Genomic DNA, 18,185 nt, shown 5'->3' on the forward strand with positions numbered 1-18,185 from the left:
ATGCGAAAGTGGCAAGACCATACCGCTCATGGACAAATCCTCAATAACTCGCACATAAACTGCTCTGCGCGTCCCCACTGAGTTTGAAAGTGTGCGGTAAAGTTATCCAGCGTTATCCAAATAATCAGTAAGCCCATTACTTGCGCAATGGAAAAGCCAATGCTGAAGATGTTTAACTGAGGGGCTGCCTTGGTCATTACACCAAACGCTAGGTTCACAATGAGCAGAGAAACAATAGGTGCTAGAGAAAGGGTAATAGCCGATATAAACATCCAGCCCCCCCAGTGCGCAATATCTTTAAACTGCGCGCCTGTCCACCACGCTTCGCCAATAGGAAACGCCTGAAAGCTCATGACAATCATTTGGATCATGGACAAATGGCCATCGAGTGTCCAAAAAAGTAGCGTGGCCAAAATAAGATAGAACTGCCCCACCGCTGGAACGTTGATACCATTAACAGGGTCGACAATTGATGCAAAACCTAAACCTGTTTGCATAGCTATTATCTGCCCAGCGAGCACGAAAGTGTTAAGCACCATCATAGAAATAAAACCAATCGCAATACCAATCAGCAGTTGCTGCATGCCCAATAAAATGGTGCCCGCACTCACTAGATTATCGATAGGCGAAGGAGGCACAACAGGCATTATGATCAGCGTTAACATAATTGCCAGTAAGGCACGCATATTCGCAGGAATCGACTTTGCGCTTAGACCGATCATAGCAGCGAAAAGCCCACTAATGCGCATAAACGGCATCAGCATATCGGCAAGAAACTGATTGACTGTCGCCAGTTCAACTTCCATGCAGTTACCCTACTACCTGCGGGATCATGTCTACCATTCTAAAAGTGAAGTCCATAAGTTGCTGTACCAACCAATTCCCACCCCAACTTAACGCCAAAAGCGTAACCAGTAAACGAGGAAGGAAACTCATAGTTTGTTCGTTTATCGATGTCGCGGCCTGAAATACCGCGACGATTAACCCGATAATAAGACTAGGGACGATAACCGCGGACACGAGCACGATAACCATAAACATGGCTTCGCGAAGAATTTCAACAAAGACTTCTGGTGACATAGGTTCTCCTAGACGCCCATACCAAAGCTGGTCGCCAACGTGCCAAATATAAGGTTCCAGCCATCTACCAATACGAACAACATAAGTTTAAATGGAAGCGATACAATCATGGGGGATAGCATCATCATACCCATCGCCATCAAAATAGACGCAACCACTAAGTCGATAATTAGGAATGGGATAAAAAGCATAAAGCCAATTTGAAACGCCGTTTTTAACTCACTGGTCACAAAAGCAGGAATAAGAATAGTCAATGGGACTTCATCGGTATCTGCATATTTGCCTTCGTCCCCGGCAATCCTCACAAACGTTTCTAAGTCTCGAACACGGGTTTGCGAAAGCATAAACGCTCGCATTGGTGCCTTAGCTTGTTCGAGCGCATCTAAACTCGTCATTTCTTCATTCAAATAAGGTTGCAATGCGCGCTCATTCACTTCTTCAAATACCGGCGCCATAATGAACATGGACAAAAATAAGCTTACTCCGATAAGAATTTGGTTTGATGGAGACTGCTGCAAACCGATGGCTTGACGCAAAATAGACAGCACCACAATAATTCGAGTGAACGATGTCATCATCATGATAAAAGCTGGAATGAGGCTTAGCGCTGTCATAATAAACAGCGCTTGTAAGGTCATTGTGTAGTCTTGCGAACCATCAGAGTTAGTGACCACAGTGACCGCAGAAATTCCCTGCTGAGCAATGGCGTTGCTGCTGAACAAAAGCGTGAGAAGTGAGAAAACAAAAAACCAATGTTTACGCGTCATGTTTATCTTCCTTTATGGCAGGGTTAATTTTACCCGCCATTGCTGCAACCAGCTTTTGCTTGAATAGCTCGCCACCGTGTTTAGTCTCTCGTTGCGGCGTTTCTAGTTTAGCGTCTAATTTGCTCAAGTGGGTAATAGTATGCGATGTTACGCCAATAAGGTGCTGCTCATCGCCTACCTCAATTACCATAATTTTTTCTTTCGTCCCGGCTACCATACTAGCAACAACTTTCATTTGCCCGTTGCCCATAGTAGTGACATTAAATCGTCGCATCACATAGGCCAACGCAAAAATAATCGCCACCACCACGAGTAACGATAGAAAAATTGACACTACCGATGCAGGATTAGTAATTGATTGGGTAGATTGCGCGAACGCGCTTGAAGTAAGAATAAGGGGTAGCATTGCGCAACCCCTTACAAAATAAGAAGTTTTATCTGAGTTTCTTGATTCTCTCAATTTGACTAATAACATCTGTTAAGCGTATACCGAATTTGTCGTTAACCACTACTACTTCACCATGAGCAATCAACGTGCCATTTACCAATACATCTAATGGTTCACCGGCAACACGATCCAGTTCAACCACAGAACCCTGGTTTAACTGTAACAGATTTCGAATACTAATTTGACTACGACCGACTTCCATCGAGATAGTGACAGGAATATCGAGAATAGTATCAAGCTTCTTTTTCTCTTCTTGCGTAATCGGAGCATCATCGGTGAGTTCATCTAATTCAGCAACTTGAACGTCTTCGTTTTCGCCTTCACCGTCTTCTGATTCGGCTTGCTCTGCCATTGCTGCAGCCCAATCATCCATACCGTCTTCACTCATGGGAACCTCCCCTTGCCTTACAGGTCTTCTTCGAGTACTTGCAGCTCGGCATCGTTGTCTATGATGCGACCACCGCGTGTTAGTAACTGTAGCTCAGACTTCACAGAAGTCGGTCTTGCTATTTTTTCTACGATCTTTAACGCCAAGGTATCGCGCGAGCGCCCCAGCTTGGCCCTAAACGTCGGTAAATCTTCAATAAGTACCGTGATAGTTTCAGGCATTTCTACCGGAATAATATCACCTGGCTTGAATTCCATGACTTGCCTAAGCGGCACGTCAACATCGAGCATATGAGTAGTAAGCGCGACTTTAACATCCATAATCTCATCACGAAGTGCCTTACTCCAGCGCAAGTCAGTATCTTCTTTGTCGCTTTGTACACCCGCGTCGAGCAACTCTCGAATAGGCTCTAGCATTGAATACGGTAACGACACGTGGAAGTCGCCGCCACCACCATCAAGTTCGATATGGAACGAACTAATCACCACCACTTCAGTCGGGCTTACTATGTTCGCCATTGCGGGGTTAACCTCTGAATCTAAGTATTCAAAGGACACGTCCATAACCGGCGCCCATGCTTCTTTGTAGTCTTCAAAAATGATTTTAAGCAGCATTTGAATAATACGCCGCTCAGTAGGTGTAAATTCTCGTCCTTCAATTTTGGCGTGATAACGACCGTCACCGCCAAAGAAATTGTCAACGAGGATAAACACCAAGCGCGCTTCCATGGTAATAAGCCCAGTCCCCTTAAGGGGACGAAAGCGCACCATATTCAAACTGGTAGGAACGAAAAGCGTATGGATATACTCGCCGAACTTTATCATCTGAATGCCATTTATTGACACTTCAGCAGACCGGCGCATCATATTAAACAAACTTACTCGCATATGACGTGCGAAACGCTCGTTTACGATTTCAAGCGTGGGCATACGCCCACGTACAATTCTATCCTGCGAGGAAAAGTCGTATTCGAGTGTGGAAGCATCTGAGTCGCCATCGCTGACTTCCTCTTCTTCCACATCGTCCACCCCATGTAATAGGGCGTCGATTTCATCTTGAGATAATAAATCGCTCACAGGTTTTTACTCTCTATTGCATTACAAAGCCAGTGAACAGTACGCGCTCGACGACGTCACTACCTGCAATGTCTTTAAGCACTCGCTGTACTTCACTGACAGCCTGTTCTCGTAATTCAATTTTGCCCGCTTCGGTGACCAAGTCATCCGCGTTTGATGCACTAAAGACTTGTAACAACGTGCCTTCAATTAAAGGAATATGCGTTTTAGCTAGTTCCTCATTGTCAGAACCCCGCACAAGAAGTTGCACTTTAATTTGTACAAGTCTGTCTCGCCCGGCCCCCGGCACGTTAAAAACAAACGGCCTCGGCATGGCCACATAAAGCGCGGTACCCACTTCTGCTTTTGCAGCAGGTGCAGCGGCCGCTTGGGCGTCTGACTGAGCAAGCTGTTCTGCGGCAGGCTCATCGCCACCCGCAAATAAAAGAAAGTACGCTGCGGCACCACCACCTACAAGCACGACCGCGATGATGATAATCAACATCATTTTGCCTTTCTTCTTCCCGCCTTCTTCAATCTCTAATTCTTCATCTGCCATGTTGGTTCCGTTAATTTAACAATGATGTGCGTATTATCAGTTATCACCAGCAAATGGCAATGCTGCATTAGTCAAAACTTCACTTTTGTTTTCACCAATAAAGATAGCTGTTGAGCCAATATTTAGACACTCCACTATGCGTAGAAATCAATACCGCCCTTCATCTCTCTTGTAATACCTTGCTCAATCACTGTTGTATTGTCGCCCATGCCGTCATTGCGTTGGTTATTTGACTCGCCGTCGTTGTTACCTTTTCTTGCAAATTGTTGGCCACTTTCACCGTTAGACGAATTATCTTTTTGTACATGGGCATCACCCAATTCAATTCCTTGTTCAGATAACATTTCTCTCAAGCGGGGCATGCTTTCAGCCAACGCGTCTTTCGCCTGTTGGGATTGAACAACAAAACTGACGCTTGCCGCATCGCCAGATACATTAACGCGCACTTGCATTGAACCAAGCTCTGGCGGGTCTAACCGGATTTCAGCCATAGTGTTGCGGGCGTTAACCATCCAGCGTATTTTTTCATTCAGTTGCTGCTGACCTTCAGGCTTGTGAATATTTACGGCTTTATCAAAGCCATCTAGCTGCTGCTGAGCTTTTGATGACTCAACTCGAGCTTGATTATTTTCTACAAGTTGCGTGTCTGTTTGTACTAGCTGACTTTGAAAAACGCTTTGCGCACTTTGTTGTGATTGATTGACAAGTTGCATAAATTGTCCAACTTGTGCCTCAATGTTCGCCATCATCGCTTGGGTATTACTTTGCGAGAGACCAGCTTCATTGGCCGCATTAGCCACTAACGCAGCAATATCGATTCCAGGCTCTCTTCCCTGCGCGACTTGTTGCTGAAATTCGTTAATACCGGCGATGACATTCGCTTTAAGTGACTGCTGTTGCTGTGGTGTTACGCCAGATGGGAGCGATGCAGCAATGCGTTCAGCCAAAGACTCTGTCGCTTTTTGCGCAGCTTCAGGTGACAACGTTGAAATAACATGCAGTACGTCAATTGCATCATCTAGCGTTTCGGTAGCACTCTGTGTTAGGCCCGATTGCGTAGGCCCCGATTGCGAAGGCTGAATTTCATTCTTTACACCCGATTCATCAACAGCCTTTCCATCGTCTGCAACAGCCAACGTTGAAGCATTTAGGTTTGCAAGGGGCGCGATACCGTCGTCAGCACTGGATAGCTCACGTTCTGTCGCACCTGCAAGTTTGTCATTAATAAGCTGTAGCACCAGTTCGGCGTCTGTTGAGAGCGATGGAGTTGCTGATACTTTAGCGTTTTGGTTATCAGCAACTAGGCCACTAAACTTCGCCACTAAAGCGTTAAGACTTGCGTCACTACTATCAACCTCAGTGTGAGTTTGTTCGCCATTACCTACACTTTCGCTTTGTTGACTTTGTGCCTGCTGTGCAACGAGTAATGCCGCGATATCAGCAATGGCCTTTTTAGCCTCTTCAGATACCGGCTTCCCCGAGTACTGTTGTAATTGTGCCTCTAGCTGTTGAGCGACCAAGGCTTCGCTTTCCATTAATGACGCATCAGGCGATAAAATTGCTTCGCTCTCAACGCGTTGTGATGTCACACCATCAACACCATTGGTATGCAATGTCATTTCTTTTTCTAACGATAGCAATGTTGCGCTTTTTGTCTTGTTTACATCATCTTTTAGTAACGGCACATCAGGCAAATCAGTCTCACTCACGTTATCCTGTGTCCCAACGATTTTAGCGCTCTCGTCTGACGAGGTGATGCTTTCAGCGTGTTGGTCTGTCTGCAGACCGCCCACAGGTATGATAGTATCTTCAGGAAGTGCGTTGGTGTCTAATGTTCCCTTCCCTTTTTCGCCAATCACCGACTCGACAAAAACTAACCAATCCGTATTCGACTCCGCTTCAGTATCTGCATCCTCACCGCTGATTACCGATGCGTGTGGAAGAACATCGGCATTATCACTTTGGGTATCATCGACAGGCAATCCGATAGAACCTGCATACGGGTCTTTGGCGTTAGCCTCAAGCGCGCCAGCCTGCTCATCACTCACTGTACGCTTCTCGCCCACGATGTGACTTTTAGGATTTTCAGAATCAAGTCCATTAACGGCTTTTTCCGCGCTGTCGGGGGCATCATTGCTGGTTTTAGAACGGTATTCGGCTTTATCGTTTACGTACGGCTGTGTAGGATCATCGGTTTTGTGCCGATGCACATCAATGCGTTGTGCATTACTGCTTTCATTGGCCTCTCCTAACGATTGGCTTTCACCTTTCACTAACGCGCTGTCCTTTGCTTGAGAGAATGCATCACGAAATGCTGCATTGTTTTGTGACTGCTGATTACTGCCAATACCTGACTCTACCGCTTTTGCTGTTGTGCTTGCGGCGAAGGGTAACCCGGCAAGGTCTGTTTTTTGTGCGGCAATTTGTTGCATCATTATTCTACCGTCCTACAGTGACTGTTTCGCGCTGTTACGTTTAAACCACGTTAATCGTTATTTCAAACCGATGATTAACAACGTTTTTTACTACATCTTAACGTTCAGTATTGCTTATCTGCCTAACGAAAAATAATGAGCGTAAATAGCAGCAGCAACGTTCTCTACAGGATTTTGCAAGTAATGTTCCAATCTTATGGTTCTTTTTAAAAAAGGGAATAAGCGTGGGATTAAACGGATGGGGGTAAATCGTTAAAAGGGGCGTTTCTGAGCGCGAAAAAAGCGTTGAGACGCAAACTCGTCCATCATTGCCTGTTCAGCTCGCGCTTCTTTTGCCAGTTTTACCGCCTCTTTCTTACTTAGCAGAAGCTCGACTGCTTTCACCTTCTGCTGCTGCTTTAACCATAACTGTTTACGCTGATCAGCGGCCATCTTTGCTCTAGCAATGATATGCATCTGTTGCTCACACGCTTTATCAAGCTTACCAACGAAGGATAAATGCTGCTGATAATGGGTAGCGGTTACGCCAGATTTCCCTGTTTGCTGGATATCTTTTATATAATCGACTCGATATTGCTCGAGGCTAGAAAGCTTTTGTTTTTGCTGATTTACATTCAATTGAGCTTGCTGAAACAGCTGAGCTTCTTTCTGCTCTTTTTCTCGCTCAAAGTCGGCTAACCGTTCTAATTGTTTAGACATAACGAATTACCGATTTCCTAAGCCTTTTGCGAGCGCGGCCATACCTTCCAGACATTCATCGTACGGTAATACCTGTGTCATGCCTTGTTGAAGAAAGGCATTAATTGCAGGCTCTGCACGAATAGCCAGATCAATACGGGGGTCTGAACCCTGCGCGTATGCGCCAATAGCAATGAGATCTTGGTTTTGTTTGTAGTTTGAATAAACCTGGCGAATACGTCTCGCCATAAGTTGATGCTCTTCACTTACTACCATTGGCATAACACGACTTATCGATGCCTCTACATCGATAGCTGGATAGTGCCCGCTATCGGCCAATGATCGTGATAACACAATATGCCCATCCAAAATAGCGCGAGCCGCATCGGCAATCGGATCTTGAAGATCGTCGCCTTCTGTCAATACCGTATAAAACGCCGTTATTGAGCCCTGACTATCGCTTCCGTTTCCGGCGCGCTCGACCAACGCTGGTAATCGCGCAAATACAGAAGGCGGGTACCCTTTTGTCGCAGGCGGTTCGCCAACGGCCAACGCAATTTCACGCTGCGCCATAGCGTAGCGAGTAAGCGAGTCGATAAGTAAAAGTACTTTTAACCCTTGGTCACGAAAGTATTCAGCAATGGTGACTGCCGTTTCACAGCCTTTTAAGCGCATTAATGGCGACGTATCAGCTGGTGCCGCTACTACCACAGCCCGCTTACGCTCTTCTTCGGTAAGAATATCGTGAATAAATTCTTTCACTTCTCGCCCACGTTCGCCCACTAAACCCACGACCACCACATCGGCCTCACACCCGCGGGTCATCATGCCAAGCAGCACGCTTTTACCTACACCACTACCTGCAAATAACCCCATGCGCTGACCAATGCCTACCGTATTCATGGTGTTAATAGCACGAACACCCACATCCATTGGCTGAGTTATCGCACGGCGTAATAATGGGTTCATAGGGGGGCGGGTGGTCGGCACTCGCGCATCGGCTTGAATTTCACCAAGACCATCAAGTGGCTGTCCATTGCCGTCCACTACACGACCTAACAACCCCACGCCAACTGACAATCCACTTTGGCGATTTAACGGCATAACACGGCTGCCTGGAACGATGCCTCGCACTGCCTCCGTTGGCATTAAATAAGTGATGTCATCGCCAAAGCCGACCACTTCAGCCTCAATTTCACCCTCAACAGTTTGAACCAAGCACTGACTGCCGACTGGAAGTTGACACCCGACAGCCTCTAACGTTAAACCTATGCCTCTTACCAACTTACCTGCTGCAACCACAGGTGGTGTGGAGACTTGCTTTGTGAGGTTATTGAAATGATCGTGCCAAGGACTAGTCATTCGACAGCCCTTGGTTTAAAAGAAATTTATCTATCACATCGCGACACCGACGCTCTACAGATACATCTACAGCATTTTGTGTAGTAACAATATCGCATCCGCCCCGCTCAAGTGTAGGAGATGAAATAAACACCCACTTTTTCTGCGCCACTTCATCCTCGCCGAAGTGCGCGGTGACCAGAGCAATGTCATCAGGGTGCATATTAATTTGATATTCTGTCTGCTGAATCGGCAACGCTTTCATTCCTTCAGATAAGGCTTGTAATATCACCTTTTCATTAGAAACTACTTCGGTTCTAATCACCGACTTGGCTAGGGTAACAGCAAGTTTCACTAATTGGTCACGGGTTTCGTCATTGGCTTGTGAAAGCGGGGCGTGAAGTTTTTCCACTAATTGCTGCCATACTTCAACTTGCGTATCAACTTGTGCTTTGCCATCTTCAAGTGCTTGAGCAAGACCTTCTTCGTACCCTTTTTCTTTTCCTTCGGCAAGCCCTGTATCAAGGCCTTCTTGTTTACCCGCGTCGAAACCTTCTTGCTTGCCTTGTGTGTATCCTTCCTCGTAAGCCGCTTGTCGAATCGCTTCAATTTCTTGTGCCGTTGGCGGCTTCACTTCTTGTTCTTCTTCAGGCGGTTCATACTTCCAGTCTGAACGAAAATTCAACGCGTTCGTTTTGCCGTCTTTTACCGTCGATGATACGTCTTCTACGAAAGGTAAGTCCCATTTTTTCGCATCATTTAATTCGTTATCAGTAAAACTTTTATTCGACGCCATTATTATTTCCAGCTGAGTACAACAACGTTTATATTCTTTGGATTAGCAACACCTAAGCGAAAGGTTACAAGAACTCTTCACCACCGCCACCACCAAGCATAACTTCACCTGAATCAGAGAGACGTCGTGCCACCGAAAGAATTTCTTTCTGGGCCGTTTCGACTTCAGATATACGAACGGGACCCAACGCTTCGAGATCATCGTTGAGCATTTCTGCCGCACGTTTAGACATGTTTTTCATGATCTTATTCTTAAGCTCTTCGTCTGCACCTTTGATGGCTTTAAGCAATGCGTCTTGTTGCACTTCTCGTAGAATGGCTTGAATACCTTTGTCATCAACATCTATCAGATTATCAAACACAAACATTAAGTCTTGAATCTGCTGACTCATTTCTTCGTCTTGCTCACGAATAGCATCCATAAGCTGACCTTCAATAGCCGTATCGAGGTAGTTCATGATGTTGGCAGCTGATTTCAGGCCGCCCATCTTCGCAGCTTGCGTACCCGCTTGACCTGCGAACTGTTTCTCCATGATTTCGTTAAGCTCTTGCAGTGCGGCTGGCTGAACTTCTTCTAGATTCGCAATACGCATAAGAAGATCCAAGCGCACTTTCTCTGGAAACTGCGCCAATATTTCGGCACTTTGCTCGGGCTCTAGGTATGACAAAACAATGGTTTGAATCTGCGGGTGCTCGTTTCGAATTATGCTGGCCACTTGCTTAGAGTCCATCCATTTCAAAGAGTCTAACCCTTTTGCTCCACTACCCATCAGTATTTGATCGATAAGGTTAGCGGCTTTGTCTTCACCTAGCGCTGCGGTTAATGCGCGCTTCACAAAGTCTTGGCTTTGGAAACCAATAGTGCTGTAGTTTTGTATCTCTTCGATAAAGTGTTTATGCACAGAAGTAATCTTACTCTGCGTCATATCATCCACTTTCGCCATCTCTGTACCTAGCTTTTGCACTTGCTTAGGCTCAAGATGTTTTAAAATTTGTGCAGCGTCTTCCTCTGATAGACTCAGTAACAAGATAGCAGCCTTTTCTACCCCTTCGAGCTTACTTACGTCATAGGACGATTCTTCGGTATTGGCGAGTTCTTCAGCCATAATACTTTCTCACTTACTCGTCTTGCATCAACCAGCCCTTAACGACCTGGGCTGATAATTCTGGTTCATTTGCCACTAGCGCACGAACCGCTTTTAGCACATCTTCATCTTTATGAAGGTCTGGCAGCATAAGCGAACCATCTGGTGCGAAACCGACTTGTCCTTCATCAAACTCAGTTGACAACATACTGATGGTATCATCACCCAAGTCTAGCCCTTCATCCGCATCAAAATCTTCAACATCTTTCGATTCATCAGGGTTGATCAAACGGCGCAGCATAGGTCTTATCACAAAGATAATAAGCACCATTATAACTAACCCACCGATCACAAGTTTAAGTATAGGCAAAAACCCTGGCTGTTCCCACAACGGAACATCTTCAATCGCACCTGCGTCCATACGTGTAAACGGAACACTGACAACTTCGAGTGAGTCACCGCGGGTCACATCAAATCCGATACCGCCTTGCAGTAGACGTCTAATATTAAGCAACGCTTCTTGTTTTCTTGGCTCAGGCGTAATGGTGCCATCTTCAGCCGCTACTTGTACATAATCGACCGCAACAGAAACGCTTAGCCTGCGAATAACACCAGTTTGCTTTTTGGTATGGCTAATCGTGGTGTCTAGCTCGTAATTACGCGTTGACTCTTTTGCCGTTCTTCCTGGCATCGTCGTTTGCTGGCTACCTGCGCCGTTTGCTTGTTCTGGTATGTTTGAACTAAGTGGTGGCTGGTTAGTCAATGCGCCTGGAATACCACCAACGCCTCCGCCCACACTATTTTCCTCAATGACCATCTCACTTCTAACCGCGGGCAAATCAGGATTATAGCTACGTTGTGTCTGTTCCATGGCGGTGAAGTCCATGCTGACATCGGCTTGCGCGGTATAGTTACCAATGCCTAATACGGGTATAAGGATGGCATCTATCTTTTCTAGGTACTCCTGTTCCCGTTGACGCTCTATTTCATATTCTTTTCTAGCACGCGAGCTTAGTGAGTCTTGAGAGCCTGAATTAAGTAGTCTGCCATTACTGTCTGTAACAGTAACCTTTGAAGGCTCCATGTTCTGTACTGCTGAAGCCACAATATCAACAACCGCATCGACTTCTTCACCAGAAATAACTGCACCGCGTTTCGCCGTTAATACAATAGTGGCAGATGCCTTCTTTTCTCGCCTTGCAAATACGTTTTCCTTCGGCATTGCCAGTAGAACTCGTGCTTTTTGGATACTTGACATGTCTTCGATGGTAGACGCAATTTGTTTTTCTCTAGCGTGCTTTAGCCTTTCCATTTCGACACGTTGACTAACACCAAAGCCCATGTCTTGCATGATGATGTCTGAACCAGTGTCTGAAGTATTAGTGAGGCCTTGTCGTGTCATACCTAAGCGAACGTTTTGAAATTCATCACTGCGAACGTATACCGTATTGCCTTCTAATCGGTATTCAATTTGATTAGCATCCATGTAATCAAGCGTTTCAATAAGCTCTTGGGTCTCCATTTTTGCCAGCGGCCTAAAGTCGGGCTCTTGTGCCCACAAAAAAATGAAGATTGCGATGACAACGCAAATTACCAGAACGACAACCAGCGCCATTTGACGCATCATTTCCGCACTGCCGATCGAGTCCATAAAACCGGATTTATTTTCGGGTTCTGAATCGGCGTTCATGTTTTGATCTGGAACGCTTAAATTAGTGCCTGTTGCTTCAGCCATGACTTACTCCAACTACACCGGCATGTTCATAATTTGCTTGTAAGCTTCAAGAACCTTGTTTCTTACTTGCACGGTAGCCTCGAATGCAATTCCAGACTTTTCTTTTGTTAACATAACTTCAGCAAGACTCAGAGAAGGGTCTCCCATCTCAAAGCGCTGTTGTGCATCTTTCGACGCGAGCTGCATGGTGTTAACCCCATCTACCGCGTGCTTTAGCATGGTAGCGAAATCACTTGCCGAAGTGTTGATTTCACTTAATGGTTGGGGTTCATTAACTTGAAGGCGCGTTTGTCCAATCATATTCTGCATATCTTGGTACAAACTGTTGGCTTTAATGTCCATAACCACTCCTGTAAATGTCATCGCTGTGGCAGCCAAAGGATGACGTAGTCGTTTTTTCTTAATAGTAAGCATGGCACTGCAAACACCACGCCAACTTTAAAATCCGTTTATTTTCATAAACTTAGAGAGGGCGGCAAAAAGTTGCCAATATTATGACGGGGAAATTGGAGGCTGACGGGAGTCAACAGATAAAAAACGCCGCAAGTGCGGTAGCTAAGCTTGCGGCGGTAACGCTACATAAATTGTTTCTCTTACACTAAGGTTATGCAGGAACCTCGATGCCGTCATCACGCATCCGCGCGAGTTTATAACGCAACGTACGAGGGCTTATTCCCAGTTTTTCCGCAACATCTTTGCGCTTACCGTTACACGACACCAATGTATCTAATATTATTTGATGTTCTTGATAACGAAGTTCTGATCCCAATTTGCTCGAATCATCATGTTCGTTGACGACTTCGGGCTCTTCCTTAAATGCCGTATCAATCATTAAATCGGTGGCATCTATCTCGCCGTTTTCACATAAGATGAGCGCACGTTGAACGACATTCTCTAATTCTCGAACATTCCCAGGCCACGCATATTGCGTAAGTTTGCTTCGCGCCGATGCACTCAACCTAACGGATGACATACCTTGTGATGTCGCATGGCGCATAATAAGGTGCTCTGCTAAAGGCACAACGTCACCAGGGCGTTTGTGAAGTGGTTGCCACTCGATTGGAAACACATTCAGTCGATAATACAAATCTTCTCTAAATGAGCCAGCATCGACCGCTTTACGAAGGTCACGATTACTTGTCGCAATGACACGCACATCTAGTTTGACGGTTTTTCTACCGCCCAATCGTTCAACTTCGCGTTCTTGAAGAACACGCAGCAACTTAGCTTGAAGCGCTAGATCCATTTCCGTTATTTCATCAAGCAACAGCGTGCCGCCCTGCGCTTGTTCAAACTTGCCAGGACATGCCTGAATAGCGCCTGTAAATGCCCCTTTCTCGTAACCAAACAGCGTAGCCTCGAGCATGTTCTCAGGAATTGCTGCGCAATTGATAGCCACAAAAGGCGCTTTGCTTCGCTGCGATTGGTCGTGAATATAGCGCGACAATACTTCTTTACCAGAACCGCTAGGGCCCAAGACCATTACCGTCGCTTCCGACTTGGCGACCTTCCTAGACAGTTCAAGTAATTGTAGACTTGAAGGGTCTGCTACGATGGGTGTACGCGACTCTATTTTTTGCGCGGGCGCATAACGACCGACAAGGTTAAGCAATACTTCTGGCGCAAACGGTTTCGATAAATAGTCAGTGGCGCCATCACGCATAGCTTGCACAGCATCATCTATAGTGGCGTATGCCGTCATTAACAAAACGGGAAGCTGAGGGTATTTTGCTTTAATGTTTTTAAGCAGCGTTAACCCACTCATTTCTGCCATTTGAATATCACTTACCACAAGATCAATTTTTCTGCCTGACAGCACCATTAGCGCGGCTTCAGCACTATCTGCATCCACCACGTCGTAATCACCTAGAAGCAAGGTATCGAATAACGCCTCTCGCAAACCTGCATCATCTTCTACGATAAGAATTGTTGTACGTGCCATGTTTATCTCCTGTTGATTACGCTACGTTCGACTGCATATTGAACGCTGCATCATCACGACTACCATCACAAGGTAAGGTAATGGTGAACCGCGCACCTGACTGTGGAATATTAGTTACTTTGAGCTCACCGCTGTGAGCGGTGACAACCGATTTAACAACGGCTAACCCCAATCCTGTTCCATGTGTTTTGGTGGTAAAGAACGGCTCAAAAATTTTATCTTTTATTGTATTTGGTACACCCGGCCCATTATCGTCGACTGACAGCGTGATGTGTCCATCGATAACATCTGCTTTAAGCGAAATCGCATACCCCTTTGGCGTAACCTGACTTGCGTTATGGATAAGGTTTAGCACCGCGCCCTGAAGGGCAGTAAGGTTGCCAGTAAAGGTTTCTTTTTTATCGAAGCCACTGATATCTAAACGCTGTTGTGCTTGCGCAGTCATAGTATTTGCCGTGGTTTCAACCGCATCAATGAGTGCATCAAGCGTAAGTGTTGTAACCACTTGCTCTTCACCTGACTTTGCAAATAAAAGCATATCGTTGACTTGGCTTTCCAACTCTTTAAGCCTATCTGTTAGCTTGTTGGCAAATTGCTCTTGGGAATGCTCTGGTAAATTTTTTCGAGTTAAGTTCGACGCATATAGCATGGCCGCAGAGAGCGGCGTACGAATTTGATGTGCTAATGAAGCAACCATCTTGCCCAGCGAAGATAGCCGCTGCATATGACTGACACGCGCCTGTAACTGTCGTGTCTCGGTCAGGTCGGTAATAACAATGAGTTGTCCGGGCTCGTTTTCAAGCGGCGTTATAGACAACTTAACTCGTCTACCATCAACTAAAGAGACTTCGTGACCATCATCGGCACGTGGCTTAAAAGACCGTGTAATAATACTGCGCCACACCTCTTCTTCAAGAGGTTCGCCCAGCAATGCTTTGGCTTGGTCGTTGGCTTGACGCACAACCCCTTTGCCATCGATAACGATAACGCCCGCAGGCATAACATGAAGAAGGTGCTCTAACCGGCTTGCTTGGCGACGAAGAGACGTTATTTCAGACTCGCTGGTATCAGAAATAGGCGTAACGTCGAACGACACGCCTACAGAGGGCGAGCCAAATGAATTGTATTCAGATGATAGAGTGCTGCTTACGTAAGTCATATCTTCCTCGTCAATTAATAGACGTTACCAAGTATGACTATGTTAAAGCAGGAGGCGTGCCAGAATTTTACACGCTATTAATCAGTAGGTTAGCAAGAAAAAGAAGCTTTTCTTACGTCAATTACCTGACGTTGATGATAAATCTTCAGCACGCGCAATTTCATATTTGCGCATTTTCTCGACGAGAGTTGTTCTTCTCATTCCTAATTTGTCAGCGGCACGAGCAACTACCCAGTCTTGTTTATCTAGCGCTTGCATGATGAGGTTAATTTCAAGCTCTGAAAGATACTCTTTCAAATTCACCCCCTCTTCTGGCAGCGCTGCGCCGATAACAAGTTCCTGCTCTTGTTCTTCAATATCATCATAGGGCTCTTGTGCCGCGGCCTCTGCGAACAATTCATTGAAGGCGTCTCGTTCAAGTAATTCTTCAGGATAATCAGGTTCGTATGGGTCAACATCACCGTACTGATATTTTGCAGGTAGGTCTGCAACGTCAACGATTTGGCCGGGATAAAGAATGGTCAGGCGCTCTACTAGGTTGGACAGTTCTCTAACATTACCGGCCCACTCGTGTTCCATTAACGATGCTATAGCGCGCTCTGTGAAATGAACGCCCTCTACACCGTCTCCCTGTATCCGGCTATTTAATTCTTGCAATAACAACGGAATATCGTCTTTACGCTGTCGAAGGGCCGGGCTATCGATAGGGAAAACATTAAGGCGGTAATAAAGATCTTCGCGGAATTTATCTTCTTGGATCATGACATCGAGATTTCTATGGGTAGCGGCGATTATACGAACATCACACTTTATTGGCTTGTTACCCCCTACTCTCTCAAACATTCTTTCTTGCAATACGCGAAGCAGTTTAACCTGCATTTGTAAGGGCATGTCACCGATTTCGTCAAGAAACAGCGTGCCTCCTTCGGCAAGTTCGAAGCGCCCTTTGCGAGCGCTGATAGCCCCCGTGAACGCGCCTTTCTCATGACCGAATAACTCGCTTTCCAGCAGCTCTCCAGGAATTGCACCACAATTTACGGGAATGAAAGGCCCGTCTTTACGTTCTGAAAAGAAGTGAACATTTCTTGCGACTACTTCTTTGCCTGTGCCTGACTCACCAAGTATGAGCACAGTAGCTTCGGTAGGCGCAACTTGCTCGACCAAACGACGCACAATTTGAATTTGATCGCTTTGTCCCACTAGGCTTCTGAATAATCGGGTTTTCGCATTGCCTGACCGGTTTAAACCGGGCTTTCTTCGGCTATATTCTTGGCAGCGGTGTATGGCTTGGGTTAGCACCGGGTAGGTAAGAGGGAGTGATACCACACTAACAAGGTTGTGTTCAGCAGAAATCTCAACAGCACCAGACACCAGTGCCACGAACGGCACAGAGGGGAACTGTGCCACTAACTTATTCATGGTTGCTTTATCTGTGCTGTCTATTAGCACAGAATCGGCACCACGTTCGTTCAGAAAACTCTCGCACGTCGAAAAAGAGCGCGATTGATATGATTCGCCCAAAAAGGCGACAATAGTTTCTAAGCTTTTAATGAGTTCCTGATTATCGCTAACCAGCAAGATATCCTTCATCAATTCCCCGAGAACGCTTTGTTATTATTTACAGTTTAGCGCATTTGCAAATTGTAACGGCAAAAGTTATCAGCGCAACTGATGTTTTCGGAAATATAGCAATAAAAAAAGCAGGTTTCCCTGCTTCTTTCGAACAATTATAGTTTTCAAGTACTAACTAAGCAACGCTAGCACCTGTCCTTCCTGTTGATTTGCTTGGGCTTGAACCGTTAGCGCTGCCTGTGCTTGTACGTCGTTTGAAGCACGTTGCGATGAAGCTTGAGCAAAGTCTAGATCCTGAATTCGGCTTCGAGACTCAGATACGTTGATATCTGATTGGGTTAAATTTCGCGCAGTGCTTTGCAATGCATTTTGTGTTGCGCCTAAATCAGCTTGTGCACCGCCAAGCGTTTCAATAGCAGAATCTGCCGCGCTGAGGGCATCATTTAGACTGGTACCTGACGTTAAGTCAATCGAGAGTATATCGCCAAGCTGTGAAGCAATATCTTGGGTTTGAATATCCACTGACTGAGAACCGTTCGCGCCAACTTGAAAGTTAAGCGCACCGTCTTCTGACAGCAATGGCTTGCCGGCAAAGTTAGTTTGTTCAATCGTTTGGGTAATGTTGTCTTGCAACTGCGAAATTTCAGACTGAATGGCATTACGGTCGCCATCAGTCAAAATACCATTACCTGATTGAATAGTAAGTTCGCGAATGCGATTTACATCGTCGTTAATATTACTTAAACCACCTTCAGCAACCTGCGCTAAAGAAATGCCGTCATAAACGTTATTAATGGCCTGTCGATTACCTTCCACTTGCGAGGTCAGTCTATCGATGATCTGCTGAGCCGCAGCACCGTCAGAGGCATTGTTAACTTTTTTACCGGACGCAAGGCGCTCGAAAAGCGTATCTTGCTTTTCCTGTACTTGCTGAAGTAGTGACGATGACGCGTCAGCTCCTACTTTTAACATGCAAATGCTCCTTGAACGAAATGGATTTAGTACACTAATCATACAACACCTTTGCGCAAATGGACATTACATCTGCGCTTGCCAACGTATCAAGCTCCATACTTTATTATGTACAAATACACACAACCGAACGAGTCTGTTCTCGTTCGTGTAAAGAGTGCTTAAAAACTAATG

The 18,185-nt window shown here is 45.8% G+C and carries 18 protein-coding genes; all 18 read right to left on the reverse strand.

Features of this window, described 5'->3' with window-relative positions:
* Window positions 1-26: 26 nt before the first annotated feature.
* Window positions 27-806 carry a flagellar biosynthetic protein FliR gene (gene fliR / locus AC27EZ_RS01385; RefSeq protein ID WP_421133911.1) on the reverse strand — a complete coding sequence of 260 codons (780 nt, stop codon included), beginning with the start codon at window positions 804-806 and terminating at the stop codon, window positions 27-29.
* A 4-nt stretch (window positions 807-810) separates the two neighbouring features.
* Window positions 811-1,080: a flagellar biosynthesis protein FliQ gene (gene fliQ, locus AC27EZ_RS01390; RefSeq protein ID WP_421133910.1), complete on the reverse strand. Its 270-nt coding sequence runs from the start codon at window positions 1,078-1,080 to the stop codon at window positions 811-813.
* Window positions 1,081-1,088: 8 nt separating this feature from the next.
* Window positions 1,089-1,847: a flagellar type III secretion system pore protein FliP gene (gene fliP, locus AC27EZ_RS01395; RefSeq protein ID WP_487133591.1), complete on the reverse strand. Its 759-nt coding sequence runs from the start codon at window positions 1,845-1,847 to the stop codon at window positions 1,089-1,091.
* Window positions 1,837-2,253: a flagellar biosynthetic protein FliO gene (gene fliO / locus AC27EZ_RS01400; protein ID WP_487133592.1), complete on the reverse strand. Its 417-nt coding sequence runs from the start codon at window positions 2,251-2,253 to the stop codon at window positions 1,837-1,839. Before fliO ends, fliP begins: the two co-directional genes overlap by 11 nt.
* A 28-nt stretch (window positions 2,254-2,281) precedes the next feature.
* Window positions 2,282-2,683, reverse strand: a complete 402-nt coding sequence (gene fliN / locus AC27EZ_RS01405; protein ID WP_421133907.1) for a flagellar motor switch protein FliN — start codon at window positions 2,681-2,683, stop codon at window positions 2,282-2,284.
* 17 nt (window positions 2,684-2,700) lie between these two features.
* Window positions 2,701-3,759 (reverse strand): flagellar motor switch protein FliM, encoded by a 1,059-nt coding sequence (gene fliM / locus AC27EZ_RS01410; protein ID WP_421133906.1) that lies wholly within the window; start codon window positions 3,757-3,759, stop codon window positions 2,701-2,703.
* Window positions 3,760-3,772: 13 nt separating this feature from the next.
* Entirely contained in the window at window positions 3,773-4,297 is a 525-nt protein-coding gene (fliL, locus tag AC27EZ_RS01415) for a flagellar basal body-associated protein FliL (RefSeq protein WP_487133593.1), read from the reverse strand.
* A 134-nt stretch (window positions 4,298-4,431) separates the two neighbouring features.
* Complete coding sequence (locus AC27EZ_RS01420) at window positions 4,432-6,729, reverse strand: flagellar hook-length control protein FliK (RefSeq protein WP_487133987.1); 2,298 nt, start codon at window positions 6,727-6,729, stop codon at window positions 4,432-4,434.
* 255 nt (window positions 6,730-6,984) lie between these two features.
* Window positions 6,985-7,431, reverse strand: coding sequence for a flagellar export protein FliJ (gene fliJ, locus AC27EZ_RS01425; RefSeq protein ID WP_487133594.1), 447 nt, complete (start codon window positions 7,429-7,431; stop codon window positions 6,985-6,987).
* A 6-nt stretch (window positions 7,432-7,437) separates the two neighbouring features.
* The gene (fliI, locus tag AC27EZ_RS01430) at window positions 7,438-8,772 is read right to left on the reverse strand and encodes a flagellar protein export ATPase FliI (protein ID WP_487133595.1); all 1,335 of its coding nucleotides are present in this window, start codon (window positions 8,770-8,772) and stop codon (window positions 7,438-7,440) included.
* Window positions 8,765-9,547, reverse strand: coding sequence for a flagellar assembly protein FliH (gene fliH, locus AC27EZ_RS01435; protein WP_487133596.1), 783 nt, complete (start codon window positions 9,545-9,547; stop codon window positions 8,765-8,767). Before fliH ends, fliI begins: the two co-directional genes overlap by 8 nt.
* 64 nt (window positions 9,548-9,611) lie before the next feature.
* Window positions 9,612-10,652, reverse strand: a complete 1,041-nt coding sequence (gene fliG / locus AC27EZ_RS01440; RefSeq protein ID WP_487133597.1) for a flagellar motor switch protein FliG — start codon at window positions 10,650-10,652, stop codon at window positions 9,612-9,614.
* A gap of 13 nt (window positions 10,653-10,665) precedes the next feature.
* Window positions 10,666-12,366 carry a flagellar basal-body MS-ring/collar protein FliF gene (gene fliF / locus AC27EZ_RS01445; protein ID WP_487133598.1) on the reverse strand — a complete coding sequence of 567 codons (1,701 nt, stop codon included), beginning with the start codon at window positions 12,364-12,366 and terminating at the stop codon, window positions 10,666-10,668.
* Window positions 12,367-12,378: 12 nt separating this feature from the next.
* Window positions 12,379-12,708, reverse strand: coding sequence for a flagellar hook-basal body complex protein FliE (fliE, locus tag AC27EZ_RS01450; RefSeq protein WP_487133599.1), 330 nt, complete (start codon window positions 12,706-12,708; stop codon window positions 12,379-12,381).
* A 262-nt stretch (window positions 12,709-12,970) separates the two neighbouring features.
* Window positions 12,971-14,308: a sigma-54-dependent transcriptional regulator gene (locus AC27EZ_RS01455; RefSeq protein WP_487133600.1), complete on the reverse strand. Its 1,338-nt coding sequence runs from the start codon at window positions 14,306-14,308 to the stop codon at window positions 12,971-12,973.
* Between the two features lie 16 nt (window positions 14,309-14,324).
* Window positions 14,325-15,467, reverse strand: a complete 1,143-nt coding sequence (locus AC27EZ_RS01460) for a sensor histidine kinase (RefSeq protein ID WP_487133601.1) — start codon at window positions 15,465-15,467, stop codon at window positions 14,325-14,327.
* Window positions 15,468-15,584: 117 nt separating this feature from the next.
* Window positions 15,585-17,057, reverse strand: a complete 1,473-nt coding sequence (locus tag AC27EZ_RS01465; RefSeq protein WP_487133602.1) for a sigma-54 dependent transcriptional regulator — start codon at window positions 17,055-17,057, stop codon at window positions 15,585-15,587.
* A gap of 153 nt (window positions 17,058-17,210) precedes the next feature.
* The gene (locus tag AC27EZ_RS01470; protein WP_487133603.1) at window positions 17,211-18,011 is read right to left on the reverse strand and encodes a flagellin; all 801 of its coding nucleotides are present in this window, start codon (window positions 18,009-18,011) and stop codon (window positions 17,211-17,213) included.
* Between the last annotated feature and the right edge of the window lie 174 nt (window positions 18,012-18,185).

The sequence above is a fragment of the Alteromonas sp. 4NH20-0056 genome (assembly GCF_057539655.1).